Consider the following 19879-nt stretch of genomic DNA (forward strand, 5'->3'; position numbering starts at 1 on the left):
GAGTGGTCGTCGGCGGGGTGGTGGTGGGCGGGTTGGGTGCGCCGTTGGCCAGGCTGAAGGCCAGTTCGGGCTGGAACGAACCGGCCGTGAAGCGGCAGCCGTCCGCCTCCCCCGGCGGCTTCACCCACAGGTACGCGTCGATGTTGGCATCGCCGGTGTTTGTCGTCGGGTACTGCCCGATGCGCCGATCGGTGTTGTCGTCGCCGCACCAGTCCCCGCTGGCGCCCCCGTTGCGGCTGGTGTCGATGACCTGGCGCTTGCCCGAGATCCCCATGCCGTTGAGGGAGGAGATGACCGCCCGACCGAAGTTCGCCTCGCTGGAGGTCGAGTTGTAGTTCGACACGTTGGTGAAGAAGCCGTCGGCGTACTGCACGCCGGCCGCGCGGAGCCGGTTCGCCGTCTCACCTGCGCTGTTCCAGGTGGAGTGGCCGCCGTCGAGGTACACCTTGGCGTTGGGGTTGCCCGACTTGATGGTCCGGGTGGCCGTCGAGATCGCCTGGTTGCGCGCGTTGATCTCGGCGGTGCTCAGGCACGTCAGCAGAGCGAGCGAGTCGGTTTCCAGGATGATGATGACGGTCTGGTTGCCCAGTCCCCTGGAGAAGTTGGACACCCACGTCTGGTACTGGTTGAGGTCCGGCGCCCCACCGGCGCTGGCCCCGCCGCAGTCCCGGTTGGTGATCTCGTAGACGGCCAGAACCGGGATCTGCTGCGCCGCGTTGGCGGCGCCGATGAACCCGGAGACCTCGGACTGCACGGTCGAGGGGTTGAAGTTGGCGAACCAACGCGCCTGCGGCTGACTCGCGATCTTGTCGCGGATGACGGCCGTACGAGAGTCGCCGGGGTTGGCGGCGACCCAGCGGACGACGGCCGAACTCGGGTCGCGGTAGAGCGACCCGGACAGCGTGCCGGCGGAGGCGCTGCTGACGGCGAGGCAGACGCCGACGGCGGTGGCGCCCGCGACGGCCGCCACGCTGATGGCCGCCGATCTGCGGCGGAGCGAGGAGAGGATAGCCACGACGTGTTGCCTCCAGATCACATAGATGTATCTAAGTTCATGGGAGCGTTCCCATGGACGTTAGCGGAGGCGCGCACCGCTGCCAAGGTGTGAACGCTCGTCGATGAGCCAGAAGCCCGTATTTGGGGGTCCGTGTCCGGGTGCGACGACTGGTAGGCAGTCAGGAGCCGTAGATGCTGATCTTCAGCTTTTCTCGAATGGCTGCCGCCTGCACCTCGTCACGTCCGTCATAGACGTCCAAGGCTTGATGCCACACCTTCCACGCGGCGGCCAGGTCACCCGCGGCCTCGTAGGTGTCGCCGAGGCGGGCCAACGCGCTGGCTTGGAGAGTGGTCTCGCCGACCTCCGCGGACAGGTTGACCGCGCGCCGCCCACAGGAGAGCGCCTGGGCGTGATCGCCTCGTTGATGGTGAACGTGCGCCAGGCTGTCCCACACGTACGCCTCACCGTGGAGGTCGCCCAGGCGTTGCATGAGAGCAACGGCGCGTCCGCAGTAGTCAAGAGCGCGGGTGTGGTCGCCCAGCAGGCTGTGGTACCACCCGACAGCGTTGAGTGCGCTGGCCTCGCCAGATTCGGGGCCCGCATGCCGATGGAGGTGCAGCATCTGTTCGGCGTGCGCCAGCGCGTCACGGTAGCTTCCCTGACGCTCGGCCAACCAGGACAAGTTGCTGTGGACCTGCGCCTGTCCGGTCCGATCCCTGATCTCGACGTACAGCTTCAAGGCAGACCCGTGGTGCTGGCGGGCACGTTCGTAGCGCCCCAGGCGGGTGTGGGCGTTGGCGAGGCCGCGATGGCAGCGGGCCTCGGCCCTGCGGTCCTTCAGTCGCTGCGCAGCGACGAGACCCGTGGCCTCGACCGCAGCCCACTCGTGCCACCACCCGCATCGGTTGAGGAAGGTGGTCAGTGTCCAGCCAAGTTGCCACGCGTGCGAGTCGAACCCGTTCGAGGCTGCCATGTCGACGGCCGTGACGAGTGCCCGCCGTTCGCTCGTGTACCAGGCGAACGCCGCGTCGCTGTCGGTGAGGATCTCCGTGGTCACGCCGGGCTGCGGCGCTGCGAGGTCGATCGAGTCTCGCCGGTGCGGATAGATCAGGCGATCGGCGACATGGGCGGTGTGCAGGTAGTGGTCGAGCATCCGATGCCGCGCGGCGCGCAGATCGCGCTCGGTCTCGTGAACATTGACCAGTTCGCGCGCGTATGCGCGCAGGAGGTCGTGGAGCGCGTACCGGTCGGTCGAACGCCGCTCGACCATGTGGACGGCTACGAGGTCGGCCAGCAGTCGGCTGGTCTGGTCCAGGGGCAGGCCGGCCAGGCTGGCGCAGGTCGAGACGGCCATCTCCAGGCCGTGATGCAGGCCGAGCAGGCGAAACAGTCGGGCGTGTTCGGGGCTGAGAGCGCGGTAGGAGCCGGAGAGAACTGTCCGAAGGTCGGACCGCGGATCGTCTCCGGCAAGGACGTCCAGATCCCCGCCGCTCCCGAGGCGGCCGGCGAGGACCTCGATCGAGAGCTGGGCGTCGGTGGCGGCACGCGCCGCGACGATGGCCAGCGCCAAGGGTAGACCTGCGCACCGGCGGATGATCTGGTCGACGGCTCCCGCGTCCCGCACGACCCGGGCGACGCCGAGTCGGCGGGTGAGCAACTCGTGCGCTTCCACCTCGGTCAGCATGCCGAGCGAGACGGGTTGAGCCCCTTCGTTCACGACGAGTCCGGTGAGCCGGTTTCGGCTGGTGACCACGACCAGGCAGGACGGGCTGCCCGGGAGCAGCGGGCGCACCTGTGCCGCATCGCGGGCGTTGTCCAGTACGACCAGCACCCGCCGGTCGGCCAGGACACTGCGGTAGAGACCCACCTGGGCGTTGAGCCCGGGAGGTATCCGGTCTGGCGGAACGTGCAACGCTTCCAGGAAGTCTCGTAGGACGTCGGTGGGCTTGAGGGCCGTCGTTCCGTCCGGGCCGAACCCGTCCAGGTTCACAAAGAGCTGCCCGTCCGGGAAACGGTCGCGGACCCGATGTGCCCAACGGACGGCCAGCGCGGTCTTGCCGACACCGGCATGGCCCACGATGGACAGGACCGTCGGGTGCGGCTGGTCAGTGGGATCGGTCGCCAGAGCCGCATCCAACTCGGCCAGACTGGCGGAACGGCCGACGAACAGGGCCCCTTGCATAGGCAGTTGAGCCGGGCGAACAGGTGTCGCACCGGTGCCGGACGCAAGGGCGACGCCCTCGGGACGCGCCGGTGGGTCGAGGGCCCGGTCTTGCCGAAGAATCGCCTCGTACCTCTTACGCAGCTCGTCGCCCGGGTCGACGCCCAGTTCATCGGCGAGCGTGGCAGCGACGCGCTGGTACGCCTCGATCGCCTCGGCCTGCCGCCCGGACTGGTAGAGGCCGGTCATCAACATGGCCGCGAGCCGCTCGCGCAGCGGATGTCTCGCCACCAGATCAGTCAGTTCGGCGACCACGGCGGCCCCGCCGCCGAGGCTCAGCTCGCACTCCAGACACTCTTCGAGAACCGCGATGCGCATCTCCTCCAACACGGCCGCCTCGCGCTCCAGCACGATCCCGCTCAGATCCGCGAGCGCGGGACCCCGCCACATCGACACCGCCTGACGCAGCACGACGGCGGCCTTGCGCTTGTCATCGAGCGCTACGAGGCGTCGCCCCTCGGACACGGCGTCCTTGAATCGGGCGAGATCCAGCTGACTCGCGTCGACGCGAAGCCGGTAGTTGGCGCGCTCACCATCCAGCAGGTGCGCCGCACCGTAGCGATCAAGTGTGCGACGCAGCTGCCAAATCCCGCTGTGGATCTGGTTGCGAGCTGTCGCGGGCGGGTCCCCGCTCCAGGCGATGGCGATCAGGTCCGCGGCGGACACAAACTGACCGTGGCGGAGGAGCAGACCGGCCAGCAGCCTTCTCTGCCGCTCGCCGCCCAGCTCAACGCGTAGGCCGCCAGCGCGGACTTCCAGGGGCCCGAGCACCATGAAGTCGATCGGCACCGCCACGATGACACCCCCGTTGTGCAGATCGGCCCGTAGGGTAGTCATCTGGTATCACAGTGTCAAGATCGCGCTTTGCTGGTCGTCGTAAATCGTCTGGAGACCGCCCGGGGACGGGCCGCCGCAGGAGCAGCGGCCCGCGCTCCGACTGGCCCGATCAGACCCGAGCCAGCCCCAGCGCCCGCACGTCGACCGCAACGTCCGGGCCGTAGGAGTCGGCGATGCGGCGCTCGAATACGTCGGCGTCGACCGTGTATTCCTGCGGGCCCTCGACCTCCAGCACGTGCGCCGCCAGTACGCAGCCCACCTGTGCCGCGCGCTCGATGGGCAGGTCGGCGGCGAGCGCGGCGAAGAAGCCGGCCCGGAAGCCGTCGCCGACACCGGTCGGGTCGACGATGCGGCCCACCCGTGCCGCCGGGACCAGGAAGTCACCCTCCTGCCCTGTGACGCGTACCCCGTTGGCCCCCAGGGTCACGACCCGCACGCCCACGCGGCGCAGGATGTCGTCTTCGCTCAGCCCGGTCTTCGACTCCAGCAGCGCCGCCTCGTACTCGTTCGTCAACAGGTAGCGAGCGCCGTTGATCATCGCCTCGATGTCGGCCGACGGCATCCGGGCCAGCTGCTGTGACGGGTCGGCGGCGAAGGGCAGGCCCAGCCGGCGGCAGGCGGCGGCGCGGGCGAGCATCGTGTCCGGGTTCTCCGCGGCGACGATGACGAGCCCGAGCGCGCCGGCCCGCGCGGCGACACCGTCGAGGCTGATCCGGTCGGGCTCACCCATCGCGCCGGGATAGAACGACGCGATCTGGCAGAGGTCGGTGTCGGTGGTGCAGATGAACCGGGCGGTGTGCGCGATGGAGCTGACCTGCACCTCCGAGCAGTCGACCCCGTGCCGCTCCAGCCAGCTGCGGTAGTCGCCGAAGTCGCCACCGACCGCGCCGAGCAGCACCGGCCGGTGCCCGAGTTGAGCGAGCCCGAAGGCGATGTTGGCCGCGACCCCGCCGCGCCGGACGACCAGGTCGTCGACGAGGAACGAGAGCGAGACGGTGTCGAGGCTGCCGGCGATGAGTTGCTCGGCGAACCGCCCCGGAAAACGCATCAGATGGTCGGTCGCGATCGAGCCGGATACGGCGATCATGCGGGGCGGGCCCTCTCAGTAGCGGTAGTGGTCGGGCTTGTAGGGCCCTTCGACCGGGACGCCGAGGTAGTTGGCTTGTTCCTTGGTCAGTTCGGTGAGGCGGACACCCAGCGCGGAGAGGTGGAGTCGGGCCACCTTCTCGTCCAGGTGCTTGGGGAGGGTGTGCACGCCGACCGGATACTGGTCGGTGCTGGTGAACAGCTCGATCTGCGCGATGGTCTGGTTGGCGAAGCTGTTCGACATCACGAAGCTCGGATGCCCGGTGGCGTTGCCCAGGTTCAACAGCCGGCCCTCGGACAGCACGATGATCGAGTGGCCGTCCGCGAACCGCCACTCGTCCACCTGCGGCTTGACGGTGATCCGCTCGACGTCAGCGCGTTTCGCGAGACCGGCCATGTCGATCTCGTTGTCGAAGTGACCGATGTTTCCCACGATCGCCTGGTGCTTCATCCGTGCCATGTGCTCGTTGGTGATCACGCTGAAGCAGCCGGTGGCGGTCACGAAGATGTCCGCGGTCTCGACCACGTCGTCGATGGTCGCGACCTGGTAGCCGTCCATCGCCGCCTGGAGGGCGCAGATCGGATCCACCTCGGTCACGATGACCCGCGCACCCTGACCGCGCAGGCTCTCGGCGCAGCCCTTGCCGACGTCGCCGTAGCCGAACACCACGGCGACCTTCCCGCCGATCAGCACATCGGTGGCCCGGTTGATCCCGTCGATCAGCGAGTGCCGGCAGCCGTACTTGTTGTCGAACTTGCTCTTGGTCACCGAGTCGTTCACGTTGATCGCCGGGAACAGCAGGTTCCCCGCCTGCTGCATCTCGTACAGCCGGTGAACGCCGGTCGTGGTCTCCTCGGTCACCCCCTTGATCCCGGCGGCGACCCGCGTCCAGCGGCGGTTGTCCTCACGCAGCGACCGCGTCAACACACCGAGGATGACCTCGTACTCCTCCGAGTCGGCGCTCTCCGGCGACGGGACCGCCCCGATCGCCTCGAACTCGGCGCCCTTGTGCACCAGCAGCGTGGCGTCACCACCATCGTCGAGGATCATGTTCGGGCCCTGCCCGTCCGGCCACAGCAGCACCTGCTGGGTGCACCACCAGTACTCGTCGAGGGACTCGCCCTTCCAGGCGTAGACCGGGACACCGGCCGGGGCGTCCGGGGTGCCGGTCGGGCCGACCACGATCGCCGCCGCCGCGTGGTCCTGGGTGGAGAAGATGTTGCAGGACGCCCACCGGACCTGCGCCCCGAGCGCCACCAACGTCTCGATCAACACCGCCGTCTGGATCGTCATGTGCAGAGAGCCGGTGATCCGCGCACCCTTCAACGGCTGCCGCGAGGCGAACTCCCTCCGGATCGACATCAGACCCGGCATCTCATGCTCGGCCAGCTCGATCTCCTTACGCCCGAAGGCCGCCAACGACAGATCCGCCACCTTGAAATCGCTGAAGTTGCCAGTCATGCCCGCACCCTCCCCCACCCGCGTCGAGGACCGTTGGAGGCCCGTTCAACCGGGCTCATGCTCCGCACACCGGGCCACCCCGGGCCCGGGTGCGGAGCAGGCGCCGTCAGGAGTTGCGGCTGGCCGGGTCGACCCGGGCGTACGTGAGCAGGTCGGCCATCGTGAACTGGCCCGAGAAGCGGGCGGGCAGGGTCGGACGCCAGTTGGGCTGCACCTTCAGGTAGCTCGCAGGGTCGAGCTGGGCGATGCCGATGAGCACCTCTGCCACGATTCGCCCACCTACCGCGCCCAACGAACCTCCGCCGGCCTGGAGCTGTGCCTCCTTGAGGATGTAGTAGAAGAGCGGGGTGTTCGAGTCCAGGCCGAGGCCGTACCCACTGAGCTCCGGGAAGTTGAAGCTGTTCAGTGCGGGCGCCCCGATGTGGGCGGCGATCCGCTGGCCCGACGGGATGCCGAAGGTGAGCTGACGGAGCAGGTCGCGTCCGAGCAGGTTGGCCGACGGCGAGCCGGACGGCGGCGGTGGCAGCGGGAAGCCGAACAGCGGCGTCGAGTTGCGGACGTCGACCCACTTGCTCCAGCGCACCTGACCGTCGAAGAACTGGAACCAGAACTGGTAGTCGAGGTAACGACGGGCGGCCCGCTTCCCGCCGCGCAGGTCGGCCGGGTCGGCGCCGCTCAGCGCCGGGTCGAAGAGCATGGCGTAGAACTCGTCGCCGCCGTTGCCGGTGCGGTTGACCAGGTAGGCCGGTCGTGGCTGGCTGTGGCCGAAGCGGAACGCCGCCGCGGTGAACTCGACCGGGATGAACGTCGCGTTCGGCTCCGGCTTGTAGAAGCGGCGGCCTCCGCTGAGCACTGTGGAGACCGCGCCCGGGCCGGCGATCAGCGGAAGGAACTCGTTGAGCACGATCCACTGGTAGTGCCAGGTGACGAGTTGCCGGGCGGCGGCGAAGACCTGTGCCGACGGTGTGCCCTGTGCGCGCACCAGGTCGACCACCCGGTTGTGGAAGAGGATGAACGCGGCCGTGATCTGCGCGATCGGCAGGTTCTCGTCGTTGCGGGGGTCGAAGACGATCGCCCTGCCACTGGAGTTGCGCGGCAGGTCTTCGAAGCGCCCGCCCGATTCGATCTTGAGTTTGGCCGGATCGGTCGAGCTGTAGAGCTCCGGGTTTCCGGTCGGCCCGGCACCGTAGAGCGAGTCGAGGTCAAGGGCCGGCGTCCGGGGGTTCGGCACCGTGGTCGGGTCGACCGGTGTACCCAGCGGCGCCGTCGTCTCAAAGGCCAGGTCGTGGTCGACGAACTGCCCGAAGTACGTCATGCCCTGCGGGATCGAGAAGTTGTCGGGGTTGTTGATGCTGTGCTGCTGCTGGTCGGCGAGCGCCTCCGCACCAACGTTGAGCGGGTCGCGGGCGTCCATCGGGCCGCCGACGCGCGACAGGTCGATCAGCGCGTTCCGCATCTGGGTCGTCGCGGACCCGAACGCCGGCAGCGACGGGAACATCCGGCCGAACCGGTTGGAGAACGCGGCCGCCGCGGGCGTCGCGTCGAGCAGGACTCCCCCGGTGCCGGCCACGAGCGCCCCCGCGCCGACTCCGGCCAATAATCGCCGTCGGCTGACACCTCGCGAAGCGTTGTCAATTGCCATGTCGGCCACCTTCCGTCCGCGGGCGCCCGCGTGGACGCACGGGCCGCAAACCCGCGAACCGGCAGCAGTGTGAACCCTTCGGTTAGTGGCGCCCTGGAGTTTCGGTGGTGTCCGGCTGGAGGCCGGTGAGCATGGTGTCGACCAGCGAGGTGTCGTGTTTCGCGGCACGGAACAGCGGGTGGTCGAGCGTCGATCGGAGGAAGTCGCGGGTGGTGGCCACACCGGGCCCTTCGACGGCGCACTCGTCGAGGGCGCGGGCCATCCGGGCCAGGGCCTGGGTGCGGTCGGGCGCCCAGACGACCACCTTCGCGAGGAGGGAGTCGTAGTCGGCCGGAACCCGGTAGCCGGCGTACCCGTGCGTGTCGACGCGGACGAACGGGCCGGCGGGCAGGTCGAAGCGGGTCAGCTCACCCGGCGTCGGTACGAAGCCGCGCGCCGGATCCTCGACGTTGAGGCGACACTCGATCGCCGTGCCGCGCGGCGTCACGTCGGCCTGGGTCAGCGCGAGCCGTTCGCCGGCCGCGACGAGGATCTGTTGCCGCACCAGGTCGACGCCGGTCACCAGCTCGGAGACCGGGTGTTCGACCTGGAGCCGGCAGTTGACCTCCATGAGGTGGAAGTCGTCCCCACCGCCGACCAGGAACTCGAAGGTACCCGCGCCCACGTAGCCGACACCGAGTGCGCCGGTGACCGCGGCGGCGGTCATCCGGTCGACCATGTGTTGCGGCAACCCGGGCGCGGGCGACTCCTCGATCAGCTTCTGGTGACGCCGCTGCACCGAGCAGTCGCGCTCACCGAGGTGGATGCCGTTGCCGTAGCGGTCGGTGAGCACCTGCACCTCGACGTGGCGGGCCGACTCGAGGTAACGCTCGATGTAGACCCGGTTGTCGCCGAAGAGCAGCTGCGCCTCGGCCCGCGCGGCGGCGAACTCGCCCAGGAACGAGGCCGGGTCGCGGACCACCCGTACGCCCCGACCGCCGCCACCGGCGACCGCCTTGATGATCAGCGGGAAGCCGATCTCCTCGGCGACCGCGCGGGCGTGGGCCGCCGACTCGACGGCGTCGGTCGTGCCGGGGAGTACGGGCAGGCCGAGGCCCGCCATGATGCCCCGCGTCCGGGCCTTGTCGCCCAGCGCGGCCATCACGGCGGGCGGCGGCCCGATGAACGTGATCCCGTCGGCCTCGCAGATCTCGGCGAAGTCCGGGTCCTCGGAGAGGAATCCGTAGCCCGGGTGGATGGCGTCGGCCCCCGTGCGGCGGGCCGCCTCGATGATGGCCGGGGCGCTCAGGTAGCTGCGCCGGCTGGGACCCGGCCCGATCTGGACGGCTTCGTCGGCCAGCCGCACCACCGCCGAGTCCCGGTCGACGGTCGAGTAGACCGCCACGGTACGCAGCCCCATCTCCCGGCAGGTCCGGGCGATCCGGACCGCGATCTCGCCCCGGTTGGCGATCAGCACCGACTCGAACACTGGGTCAGCCCTCCGACACAGCTAAGGCGATCAACCGTTCGCCGTACTCGACCGGGGTCGCGTTGGGCACCAGCACCTTCACGACCTCGCCCGCACGGTCGGCTTCGACCGGGATCATCATCTTCATCGCTTCGAGGATCGCGACCTGCTGGCCGGGCACGACCTGGTCGCCCTCACGGACGAACGGGTCAGCGCCGGGCGACGGCGCGAGGTAGAGCGTCGCGACCATCGGCGCGCACACGTAGTGCAGACCGGCGTCGGCCTCCACCGGCGGGACCGGCGCAACCGCCGCCACCCCGGGTGCGCCGTCCGGCCACTCCACCTCGACCACCAGGTCACCGTGCTGGAGCCGGGCGCGGCGGACCGGACCTGGCGTCGACCCGATCAGCCGCGCGAGACTGCGGACCGCGGCATCCAGCGGGTCGGCGTTACCCTCCGGCATTCGTCAAACCTCCGATCTGTCGGAAGCGGGCCCGGCGATGGGCCCGCACCTCCTCGCGGTCGAGGCCGGCCAACTCCGCGAACGCGTCGACAACCGCCCGGTGTACGGCCGACGCGGTCGCAGCGGGATCGGCCGGTGCCCCGCCGGGCGGTTCGGGAACCACCCCGTCGATGACGCCGAGCGCCAGCAGGTCGCCGGCCTGGAGCTTGAGCTGCGCGGCGGCCTCGTCGGCCCGACCGGAGTCGTTCCAGAGGATCGCGGCGCAGCCTTCCGGGCTGATCACCGAGTACGTAGCGTTGGCGAGCATCAGCACCCGGTTGCCGACGCCGAGGGCGAGCGCGCCTCCGCTGCCGCCCTCGCCGGTCACGATGGCGACGACCGGAACCGTCAGCCCGGCCATCAGCCGAATGCTGTCGGCGATGGCGAGAGCCTGCCCGTTCTCCTCCGCCGAGATGCCGTGGTAGGCGCCGGGCGTGTCGATCAGCGTCACGATCGGCGTGCCGAGCTTCTCGGCCAGCCGCATCAGTCGGGCCGCCTTGCGATAGCCGGCCGGTGTCGCCATGCCGAAGTTGCGGCTGGCCACCTCGGCGACCGTGTGGCCCTTCTGGTGGCCGATCACCACTGTGGGCCGGCCGTCGATCAGGCCGACGCCGCCGACGATCGCCGGGCAGTCACTCGCCAGCCGGTCGCCGTGCAGCTCCACGAAACCGTCCACGAAGTGGCCGATGTAGTCGAGTGTGGAGGGCCGGCCGAGATCGCGGGACAACGCCACGACCGCCCACGGGTCCCCCGACTCGGGGGGCGTGGTGGCCCGTACCGGGTAAGGATCCGGCGCGGACCGGTCGGCCCCCGCGAAGGCCAGCAGCCGGCCGATGGTCGACCGCAGGTTCGACCGGGGCACCAGGTCGTCGAGCATGCCGCGGGCGAAGAGGTACTCGGCGGTCTGGAAGCCGGCCGGCAGCGGCTGACGCAGCGTCTGCTGGATGACCCTCGGCCCGGCGAAGCCGAGGCGCGCCCCCGGCTCGGCGAGAATGACGTCGCAGAGCGTCGCGAACGATGCCGCGACGCCACCGTAGGTCGGGTCGCTGACCAGCGAGATCGTCAACACCCCGGCCTCGTCGAGGGCCCCGAGCGCCGCACTGGTCTTGGCCATCTGCATGAGCGACAGCACGCCCTCCTGCATCCGGGCACCGCCGGAGGCGCTGACGATCAGCAGCGGCGTACGGGTTTCGAGCGCCAACTCGGCCGCCCGGGTGATCCGCTCGCCGACGCCCGCGCCGAGGCTGCCACCGAGGAACCGGAAGTCCATGACCGCCGCGATCAACGGCTGCCCCTCGACCGTGCCCCGGACGCAGACGACTGCCTCGTCGAGCCCGGTGCGCCGGCGGGCCGCCTCGATCCGTTGCGGGTAGGGCCTGGTGTCGACGAACCCGAGCGGATCACCGACGGCATCGACCGGTGGCAGCTCCTCGACCGAGTCGAGATCGAAGAGCTGCTCGATCCGCTGGTGCGCGGTGACCTGGTCGTGGTGGTCGCACTCCGGGCAGACGCCCAGGTTGCGCTCGACCCGGCGCTGGTAGAGCAGCGCCCGGCAGCCCGGGCAGATCAGCCAGCTCTTGCCGACGGGCGTGTTGACGGTGGCGGTCATGACTGCCCGCGTTCGGCCGCGGCCTTCTCCACGATCTCCCGGATGCGTGCCTGCTGCTCACGTGTGGTCCGGTTGAGGTGGGCGGTCATGCCCTCGTCGTCGGCGTGCCCGCCCGGCCGCATCTCGAAGTCCTGTACCCACCGCATCCGCACCCCGCCGTCCGGGAGCTCGGTGTATTCCCAGAACAGGTTCATGTACTTGAAGGCGCCGGTCTCCAGCCGCCGTGCCCGCACCACCCGGTCGGCGCGGTCGGGCACCCGCTCGGAAACCCAGCTCCAGACCCGGCCGGCCGGGTCGGGGTGCATGGTGAGACGGAAGACCACGGCCCCGTCGTCGGACGTCGAGAGCACCTCCGTGCTGGCGTACTCGCTGAACAGGGAGGGCCAGTTGGGGATGTCGTTGGTCAGGTCCCAGACGAGGTCGAACGGTGCGTTGATGACGACCGCGTTGTCCGTGTGTCCGGCCATGGGGTCACCGATCCGCGAGTCGTTGGTTGACGTAGTCGACGGCGAGCCGCGGCGTCTTCATGATCGACACGGCGTCGTCGGGGATGCGCACCTCGTACTCCTGCTGCACCCGCGCCGCCAGCTCCAACAGCGCGAGCGAGTCGTAGCCGAGGTCGTCGAACGGCGCGTCGAGCGTCGCCGGATCGGCCCAGTCGGTCTGCTCGACCACACCGGAACTGGTCTCCAGGATCCGACGCAGGTCGTCGAGGGTCAGCTGGCTCATGAGTTTCCTCCCGTCGGTCGCTGCCACCCGTCGCGCACGCCGCCGACCTGCGGCACCGGCGACTCGGGGTGCGGGACCTCCTCGGTGTCGACGTGGCCCAGCTCGGGGCGCGGCGCGAGCGGGCTGATCTGGAACACGATCAGCGCGATCTCGACACCGGCGTTGACGATGCGGTGCCGCTGGCCGCGACGGACCATCAGAGCCTCGTCGGCCGCGAGCTTGACCTCCGCGCCGTCGACCCGGATCACGACCTCGCCGCGCACCAGATAACAGAACTTGTCCGAGTACGGGTTGTACTGCTCCGCCAGGAACTCGCCCGGCTCCAGGCGGACCGTGCCCATGAAGCCCTCCGTCGCGTCGACGGTCTTCGGGCTGAGCAGGATCCGCACCTCGCCGCCGATCCGGTTGATGCCGGGCACGTCGGTGGCGGCGACCTTCACGATCGGTTGCCGATGCATGGTCATCCCTTCTCTGCGACGAGCACTCGGAACGGCAGGTCCGTCGGGTGGACGGTGGCCGGGCCGAAGCCCGCCGCGGCCAGGGCCCGGTTGTAGGCGGCCACGGAGTGCGACTCCCCCTCGAAGGTCCAGACCAACATCAGCACTGAGAAGAGGTACGGCGCCGGGTCCAGTGCCGGCGACTCGTCGCCGGTGGTGAAACCGACGATGACCAGCCGTCCACCCGGCTTGACCACGGAACCGAGCCGGTTCACCAGCTCATGCACCCGCTCCTCGGAGAAGTGGTGGGTGACGTTGGTCAGCAGCGCGACGTCGTAGGGGCCACCGAGATCGGTGGTGAACATGTCACCCGGCAGGAACGACGCCCGGTCGCGCACGCCGAGCCGCTCGGCGTGCTTCTCCGTCACGGCGAGCACGTTGGGCCAGTCCAGCGAGGTCACCGCCGCCTGCGGGTTGTGCTGCGCGAGGGTGTAGCCATAGACGCCGTGGCCACAGGCGACGTCGAGGATGTCGAGCTCGGCGCGCTCCTTCGTCCACGGTGCGAGCGCCTCCGCCATCACCTCGGCGGTCGGCTGGGCGACCTTCGTCGCGTACGCGGCGAAGTCCTCCCAGTAGGTGTACTCCGGGGTTTCGGCGTGCACGTCGAGCACGGTGCCGCCGGCCCGTACGGCGGCGCTGAGGTCGCGCAGCGCGTCCCACTCCCAGTCGCTCGACATCACCTTCACCATTCCGCCCAGGTAGTCGGGACGGGTGCTGACCAGGTGGTCCGCGGCCGCCGGGGTGAGCGAGAAGTGCTCGCCGGTCCGGTCGGTGAGGCGGATCGCGGTGAGCGCGTCGAGCAGGATGCGCGCGCCTCGCGGGTGGATGCCGAGCTTCGGGGCGAGCCCGCTGGCCGTGGCCGGGCCCGCGGCGAGGGCGTCGAACACACCCAGCTCGACCCCGGTACGCAGCAGGCTCGTCTTCTTGTATGCCTGCATCATGTCGTTGATGTCGCGGCGGGTCAGCGTCACGTGATGCTCCCTGTCTCGGGGCTCCAGGTGTAGAAGGGCGTGGCCAACGAGTCCTGCAACTCGGTCATGCTGTCCGGCGCGTAGCGCTGCAGGTAGGCCGAGAGGCGCCGGTTGACCTCCTGGAAGTCCGCGCGGGCTCGGGCCGCGAGGAGCTTGTCGAAGACGTCGGTGTCGGCCTCGAGCAGGTGCATGTAGAGGTCCTGGTAGCGGAAGAGCGTGCGCCGCGAGATGCCGACGACGTGGGGCATGTCGCCCTTGTCGTGCTCGGCGAAGAGCTCGGCGACCGCGTCGGCGTGGCCGGGGGCCATCCGCATGACCATGAGGGCGCGGTAGGACATCTGCTCACGCTCCCCGCAGGATCGTGGCCAGGGCGGCGGTCAGGGTCTGCGCCTGGTCGTCGACCGGGCCGGCGCTGCGCCAGGCGACGATGCCGTCGGGGCGTACCAGCAGCGCCCCGCCGGGGCCGACCCCGCAACTCGCGAGCCACGAGCCGTCGTCGGCGAGGTCACCGTCGGGGCCGGCGGTCAGCGCCTTGATCGGGAGCCCGGTCTCCACCGAGACCGCCTCGGCCGCCGCGAGCCAGGTGTCGTCGCCGGGGGCCGTGGCCAACGTCCAGCCCTCGGTCAGCACGTCGATCGTGGAGACCCGAGCGCCGTTGTGGTCGACCCAGCCGTGCGGGGCACGCGATCCGGGTTGGCCGGTGAAGGTCAGCTCGCGGGGCAGCAGCTCGGTGTCGGCGGGAGCGCCGACGATCGCGTTGGAGGTGTAGCGGTAGCCCATCGTCACGATGACGAAGTCCCGGTAGGCGGCCTTGTCCTCGTCGGCGAGCTGACCCCGGGTGCGGAAGAGCATCCACGCCTGGTCGGCGGTCGCCGCGCCGACCGGACGACGCTCGGCTTCGTAGGAGTCGAGCAGGCTCTCGTCGGCCCGCCCCTGAAGCACGTCGGCGAGCTTCCACGCCAGGTTGTGCGCGTCCTGGATGCCGGCGTTGACGCCGAAGCCGCCGGCCGGCGGGTGGGCGTGACAGGCGTCGCCGGCGAGGAAGACCCGCCCCGACTGGTACGCGTCGGCGACCATGTGCCGCGCGTCCCAGGGCTGGGCCGACTCGACCTCGACCTCCAGCTCGGGATCACCGGCCGCGATCCGGGCCAGTTCGACGCAGCGTTCCGGGGTGAAGTCGGCCGGCGACTGCCCCCGCTCGGGGTAGTAGTTGACGCCGAACATCCACCGCCCCGGCTCGATGAAGAGCAGCAGACCCTGGGCCAGCTGGTTCATCAGGTAGATCAGCGTGAACCGGGGTGCCGACTCGGGCAGGTCGACCTTGGCCCGGAAGATGATGCTGACGAAGTTGCCGGCGACGCCGTTGCTGCGGTTCCCGATCTGGAGCAGTTCACGGACGGGGCTCTTCACGCCGTCGGCCGCGACGACGTAGCGCGCCCGGATGGTGCGTGTCGTGCCGTTGTCGTTGACGGTCGCGGTCACCCCGTCCTCGTCCTGGGTCAGCCCGATCAGCTCGTTCTGGAAGCGGATCTCCGCGCCCGCCTCGACGGCGGCGTCGTAGAGCAACGGCTCGTAGTGGTCCTGGCCGCACCAGATCGGCCAGCTCGGCGTGAACTTGTCGTAGTCGACGTCGTGCGCCTCCATGACGAAGGACTTGTGCAGGTCGGCCAGCGACTGGGCGCCGAGCATGACCAGTGGCGTGGCGCGGCCGGCGCGGACCAGGTCGAGTTCGGCGCCCGGCCCGACGATCTTCATGCCGGCCTGCTGCACGGCCGGCTCCAGGCCGACGGTGCGGAAGATCTCCACCGTGCGGGCGTGCAGGCCGGTCGCGCGGGGGATCGTCGACAGCCGGGGCCGACGTTCGACCAGGATCGGCCGGATTCCCTTGCGGGCCAGGAAGAGCGCGGTCGACAGGCCGACCGGGCCGCCGCCGACGATCAGGACGTCGGTGCTTCCGTCAGACATGAGCGTCCTCCGTGTAGACGACTTTGTAGAGGTGGCGTTCCGGCGTGGCGATAGCGCGTACCTCGCCGAAGTGGGGGTGGACCTCGGGGTTCTGGAGCATCGCGGTGAAGTGCTCTTCGCTCTTCCACTGCGCGTAGTTGACGACCCGGGTCCCGTCGAGGCTGACGTGGATGTTCGCCGACACGAACCCGTCGACCTTGGACATCACCGCGTCGGTCGCCTCGATCAGGATGTCGACGAGCTTCTGCTGGTTGGCCGGCTCGACGGTGAAGATGTTGACCATCGTCACGACCGGCTGGTCGATGCCGATGTGTGCCATTGCGGGCTTCCTTTCCTAGATCGGACGCGCTTCGAGCAGGGCCCAGCCGCGGGACGCGGGGGTGTTGGCCAGCTCGAAACCGGACGCGGTGAACAGCGCCTGCCATTCCCGGAGGTCGCGCTCCTTGCCGCCGAAGAGCACCAGCATGTCGATATCGATGATCTTGGCGTGGTCCCACTGGTTGCGTGGCGGCACGATCTGGTCGATCGCGATGAGGCGGGAGTCGGCGTCGCCGATCGCCGCGCGGATCCGACGGAGCAGCCTGACGCAGGTGTCGTCCGGCCAGTTGTGGACGATCGACTTCAGGATGTACGCGTCGGCACCCGCCGGTAGCTCGTCGGTGAAGAAGTCGCCGCCCCGCACCTCGACCCGCTCGGTGACACCGTGCTCCTTGAGCAGCGGTTCGGCGTCGGCCACGACCTCGGGCAGGTCGAAGAGGACACCGGTGCCCGCGGGGTGACGCTGGAGCATCTTGGCGAGGAAGTAGCCGTTGCTGCCGCCGATGTCGGCGATCCGGCCGAACCGCTCGGGCGCCAACTCCGCCGCGAACCGGTCGGCGAGCCGCCGGCTCCAGTGGGCCATGAAGCCCTCGAAGAACCGGTTGGCCTCCGGGTGGGCCTGGAGGTAGTCGTAGAAGCCCATGCCGAAGACCTTGTTGAAGGCCGGCTCGCCGGTGCGGACGCTGTGCAGGATCTCCGCGTACGGGAGGCGGTTGAAGTCGGCGCCGCTGAACTGAACCATCGGTCGCAGCCCGCCGATCCGGGCCGACGTCAGCCCCTCGCCGAGCGGGGTCAGCGCGAACGACCCGTCCTCCTGCTCGTCGAAGATGCCGACCGCGGAGGCCGCGCGCAGGATCCGCCGTAGCGCGTCCTCGTGCGACTCGGTCTCCGCAGCCAGTTGGGCGACCGGCACCGGTCCGTTGACGAGCAGGTCGGCGATGCCGAGCTCGGTGACCACATAGATCACGTTCGCGATCTGTTTGGCGCTTCCCAGCACCGCGATCTGCCGTTCACGCAGGTCAAGTGCCTGCTGCTCGTCGAAGTTCGCGACGGCGGCGAGGCTGGCGTCGGTCATCGTCCATTCCTTTCGTCGGTCACGACCATGGCTGCGTTGAACCCGCCGTAGCCCCTGGCGAGGACGAGCGCCGCGCGTACGGGTGTCTCCCGCGCGACGTCGCGCACCAGGTCGAGGTGCAGGCCCTCGACCGGCTGACGGATGTTGGTGGTGGGCGGGATGACGCCGTGCCGGATCGACAGCAGCGCGGAGACGAGGTCGAGCGCCGCCCCGCCCGAGTAGAGCCGGCCGGTCATCGTCTTGGGCACGGTCACCGGCACACCGCGTGGGCCGAAGACCGCCGTGATCGCCTCGGCCTCGACGCGGTCGAGCTCCGCGACACCGGCGCCGTCGGCGAAGACGACGTCGATGTCGGCCGGTGTGAGACCGGCGTCGGACACTGCCATCTCGGCCGCCCGACGCAGTCCCGGCGGGCGGCCGGAGCCGGGCCGGGGGTCGAACGTCGCGCCGTATCCGGCGATCACCCCGTAGACGGCGGCCCCGCGCCGGGCAGCGGCGTGTTCGTCCTCCAACACGAGGATCGCCCCGCCCTCGCCCGGCACGTAACCCGACGCGTTGGCGTCGAACGGCAGGAACGCCGTGGCCGGATCGCGCCCCGTACTGAGGAGGCCGTTGGCGAGTTGGGCCGTCCAGCCCCACGGGCAGAGCGACGCGTCGACACCGCCGCTCATCACGAGCTGCACGCCCTTGCGCACCTGGCGCCGGGCCTGCGCCACCGCGTCGAGCCCACCCGCCTGCTCGGTGACGAGCACCCCGGTCGGCCCACGCATCCCGTGGCGGATCGAGATCTGGCCGGTGTTCACAGCGTAGAACCACGCGAACGACTGGTACGCGCTGACGTGCTCGGAGCCCTTGCTCCAGAGCTTCTCCAGCTCACGGTGGCCGAACTCGAAGCCGCCCGACGCGCTGGCCGTGACGACACCCATGCCGAACTCGGGCAGCGCCGACGGGTCGACCGACGCATCGGCCAGCGCCCACTGCGCCGCCGTCAACGACATCCGGGTCATGTGGTCGGTCTGCGCCATCAGCCGGCTCGGGATGTGATCGGCCGCCTCGTATCCGGGCACCTCGCCGGCCAACTGGGCCGGGTAACCCGAGGGGTCGAAACGGCTGATCGGCCCGATGCCACCCACCCCGGCGACGGTGGCCGCCCAGAAGGCGTCGCGGCCCAACCCGTTGGGCGCCGCCACGCCGACCCCTGTGACGACAGTGGTCATGCCACACGCGCCAGGAGCATCGCGCTCTGGAAGCCACCGAACCCGCTGCCCACGCTCAACACCACGTCGGTCTGCTGCTCACGGGCGGTGAGCGGCACGTAGTCGAGGTCGCACTCAGGGTCGCGTTCGTGCAGGTTGGCCGTCGGCGGCACCGCCCCGTGCTTGATCGCCAGGGCCGACGCCGCGATCTCGATCGAGCCGATGGCACCGAGCGAGTGGCCGATCATCGACTTGATCGAGCTGACCGGGGTGCGGTACGCGTGGTCGCCGAGGCTCCGCTTGAACGCCGCCGTCTCGTGCCTGTCGTTCTGCTTCGTACCCGAGCCGTGGGCGTTGATGTAGTCGACGGCGTCGCCGGGCAGCCGGGCGTCGGCGAGCGCGACCCGGATCGCCTCGGCCATCTCCCGCCCGTCGGGCCGCAGGCCCGTCATGTGGAACGCGTTGGAGCGCGAGGCGAACCCGACCAGCTCGGCGTAGATCTGCGCGCCTCGCCGGCGGGCGTGCTCGAGCTCTTCGAGGACGAACATCGCCGAACCCTCGCCGAGAACGAACCCGTCGCGACTGTTGTCGAACGGCCGCGAGGCGTGCGTCGGGTCGTCGTTGCGGGCCGTGGTCGCCTTGATCGCGTCGAAGCAGGCCACCGTGATCGGCGAGATCGGGGCGTCGGTCGCGCCGGCGATCATCACGTCGGCCGAGCCCTCCCGGATCAGCTCCCGGGCGTGGCCGACCGAGTCGAGGCCCGACGTGCAGCCGGTGGAGACCACCGTCGCCGGACCTTCCGCCCCGACCGACCACGCCACCTCGCGGGCGAACGAGCTCGGAACCAGATAGTCGTAGAGGTGCGGGGTCGCGTACCGGTGGTCGGTCAGCCATTTCCGGCCGCCGTCGCTGACCACGACGTACTCCTCTTCGAGGCTCATCGTGGCCCCGACCGCCGTGCCGACACTGACGCCGACCCGGGTCGGGTCGACGACCTCGAAGCCGCTGTCGGCCAGCGCCTCCCGGGTGCAGACCACTGCCATCTGGGCCGCCCGGTCCATCCGGCGGACCTCCTGCGGCGACAGACCCTCGGCGACCGGGTCGAAGTCCGCCTCCGCGGCCACCCGCGACCGGAAGGGGGTGGCGTCGAAGAACGACAGGGTACGGGTGGCCGTACGGCCAGCGGTCAACAGTTCCCAGAACGCCTTGGTGCCCAGTCCACCGGGGGCGATGACGCCAATCCCGGTGATGACCACCCGACGGTCGGATGTGCTCGTCATGGAAGACCTCCTGGCCGCGATGTCCGTGTGAAAGCTAGGGACGGC

Annotated in this window: 18 protein-coding genes; all 18 read right to left on the bottom strand. The window is 69.9% G+C overall.

The features are described 5' to 3' along the window. Positions 1 to 1015, bottom strand: a 1015-nt coding sequence (locus tag DLJ58_RS29920; protein ID WP_124861403.1) for a glycoside hydrolase family 6 protein, incomplete at its 3' end; no start/stop codon positions are given. Positions 1016 to 1175: 160 nt separating this feature from the next. Next, positions 1176 to 4013: an AfsR/SARP family transcriptional regulator gene (locus DLJ58_RS29925; RefSeq protein ID WP_158629640.1), complete on the bottom strand. Its 2838-nt coding sequence runs from the start codon at positions 4011 to 4013 to the stop codon at positions 1176 to 1178. A gap of 151 nt (positions 4014 to 4164) precedes the next feature. Further along, a complete protein-coding gene (locus tag DLJ58_RS29930) occupies positions 4165 to 5142 on the bottom strand; it encodes a carbohydrate kinase family protein (RefSeq protein WP_124861408.1) in 978 nt (325 codons plus the stop codon). Positions 5143 to 5157: 15 nt separating this feature from the next. Further along, positions 5158 to 6603 (bottom strand): adenosylhomocysteinase, encoded by a 1446-nt coding sequence (gene ahcY, locus DLJ58_RS29935; RefSeq protein ID WP_124861411.1) that lies wholly within the window; start codon positions 6601 to 6603, stop codon positions 5158 to 5160. A gap of 106 nt (positions 6604 to 6709) precedes the next feature. Continuing rightward, complete coding sequence (locus DLJ58_RS29940; protein WP_124861414.1) at positions 6710 to 8245, bottom strand: peroxidase family protein; 1536 nt, start codon at positions 8243 to 8245, stop codon at positions 6710 to 6712. Between the two features lie 82 nt (positions 8246 to 8327). After that, complete coding sequence (locus DLJ58_RS29945) at positions 8328 to 9713, bottom strand: acetyl-CoA carboxylase biotin carboxylase subunit (protein WP_124861418.1); 1386 nt, start codon at positions 9711 to 9713, stop codon at positions 8328 to 8330. A gap of 4 nt (positions 9714 to 9717) precedes the next feature. Beyond that, a complete protein-coding gene (locus DLJ58_RS34985; protein ID WP_124861421.1) occupies positions 9718 to 10155 on the bottom strand; it encodes an acetyl-CoA carboxylase biotin carboxyl carrier protein in 438 nt (145 codons plus the stop codon). Next, positions 10142 to 11803 (bottom strand): acetyl-CoA carboxylase carboxyltransferase subunit alpha, encoded by a 1662-nt coding sequence (locus tag DLJ58_RS29955; protein WP_124861424.1) that lies wholly within the window; start codon positions 11801 to 11803, stop codon positions 10142 to 10144. Before DLJ58_RS29955 ends, DLJ58_RS34985 begins: the two co-directional genes overlap by 14 nt. After that, complete coding sequence (locus DLJ58_RS29960) at positions 11800 to 12270, bottom strand: SRPBCC family protein (protein ID WP_124861428.1); 471 nt, start codon at positions 12268 to 12270, stop codon at positions 11800 to 11802. Before DLJ58_RS29960 ends, DLJ58_RS29955 begins: the two co-directional genes overlap by 4 nt. 4 nt (positions 12271 to 12274) lie before the next feature. Continuing rightward, entirely contained in the window at positions 12275 to 12532 is a 258-nt protein-coding gene (locus DLJ58_RS29965) for an acyl carrier protein (RefSeq protein ID WP_091394916.1), read from the bottom strand. Then, a complete protein-coding gene (locus DLJ58_RS29970) occupies positions 12529 to 12990 on the bottom strand; it encodes a cupin domain-containing protein (protein ID WP_124861431.1) in 462 nt (153 codons plus the stop codon). The genes DLJ58_RS29965 and DLJ58_RS29970 overlap by 4 nt, the downstream gene beginning before the upstream one ends. Positions 12991 to 12992: 2 nt before the next feature. After that, the gene (locus DLJ58_RS29975; RefSeq protein ID WP_244219191.1) at positions 12993 to 14000 is read right to left on the bottom strand and encodes a class I SAM-dependent methyltransferase; all 1008 of its coding nucleotides are present in this window, start codon (positions 13998 to 14000) and stop codon (positions 12993 to 12995) included. Next, positions 13997 to 14338 carry a TcmI family type II polyketide cyclase gene (locus DLJ58_RS29980; RefSeq protein WP_124861433.1) on the bottom strand — a complete coding sequence of 114 codons (342 nt, stop codon included), beginning with the start codon at positions 14336 to 14338 and terminating at the stop codon, positions 13997 to 13999. Before DLJ58_RS29980 ends, DLJ58_RS29975 begins: the two co-directional genes overlap by 4 nt. Before the next feature lie 4 nt (positions 14339 to 14342). Further along, positions 14343 to 15965: an FAD-dependent oxidoreductase gene (locus tag DLJ58_RS29985; RefSeq protein ID WP_124861436.1), complete on the bottom strand. Its 1623-nt coding sequence runs from the start codon at positions 15963 to 15965 to the stop codon at positions 14343 to 14345. Beyond that, entirely contained in the window at positions 15958 to 16284 is a 327-nt protein-coding gene (locus DLJ58_RS29990) for an antibiotic biosynthesis monooxygenase family protein (protein ID WP_124861439.1), read from the bottom strand. Before DLJ58_RS29990 ends, DLJ58_RS29985 begins: the two co-directional genes overlap by 8 nt. A 15-nt stretch (positions 16285 to 16299) precedes the next feature. Further along, the gene (locus DLJ58_RS29995; protein WP_124861442.1) at positions 16300 to 17358 is read right to left on the bottom strand and encodes a methyltransferase; all 1059 of its coding nucleotides are present in this window, start codon (positions 17356 to 17358) and stop codon (positions 16300 to 16302) included. Continuing rightward, on the bottom strand, positions 17355 to 18575 hold the full coding sequence (locus DLJ58_RS30000; RefSeq protein WP_124861445.1) for a ketosynthase chain-length factor: 1221 nt from the start codon (positions 18573 to 18575) through the stop codon (positions 17355 to 17357). The genes DLJ58_RS29995 and DLJ58_RS30000 overlap by 4 nt, the downstream gene beginning before the upstream one ends. Further along, a complete protein-coding gene (locus DLJ58_RS30005; protein WP_124861448.1) occupies positions 18572 to 19834 on the bottom strand; it encodes a beta-ketoacyl-[acyl-carrier-protein] synthase family protein in 1263 nt (420 codons plus the stop codon). Before DLJ58_RS30005 ends, DLJ58_RS30000 begins: the two co-directional genes overlap by 4 nt. Positions 19835 to 19879 lie beyond the last annotated feature (45 nt).

Origin of the sequence: Micromonospora arida (assembly GCF_003857035.1) — a bacterium.
In the GTDB taxonomy this organism is placed as follows: Bacteria; Actinomycetota; Actinomycetes; order Mycobacteriales; family Micromonosporaceae; genus Micromonospora; species Micromonospora arida.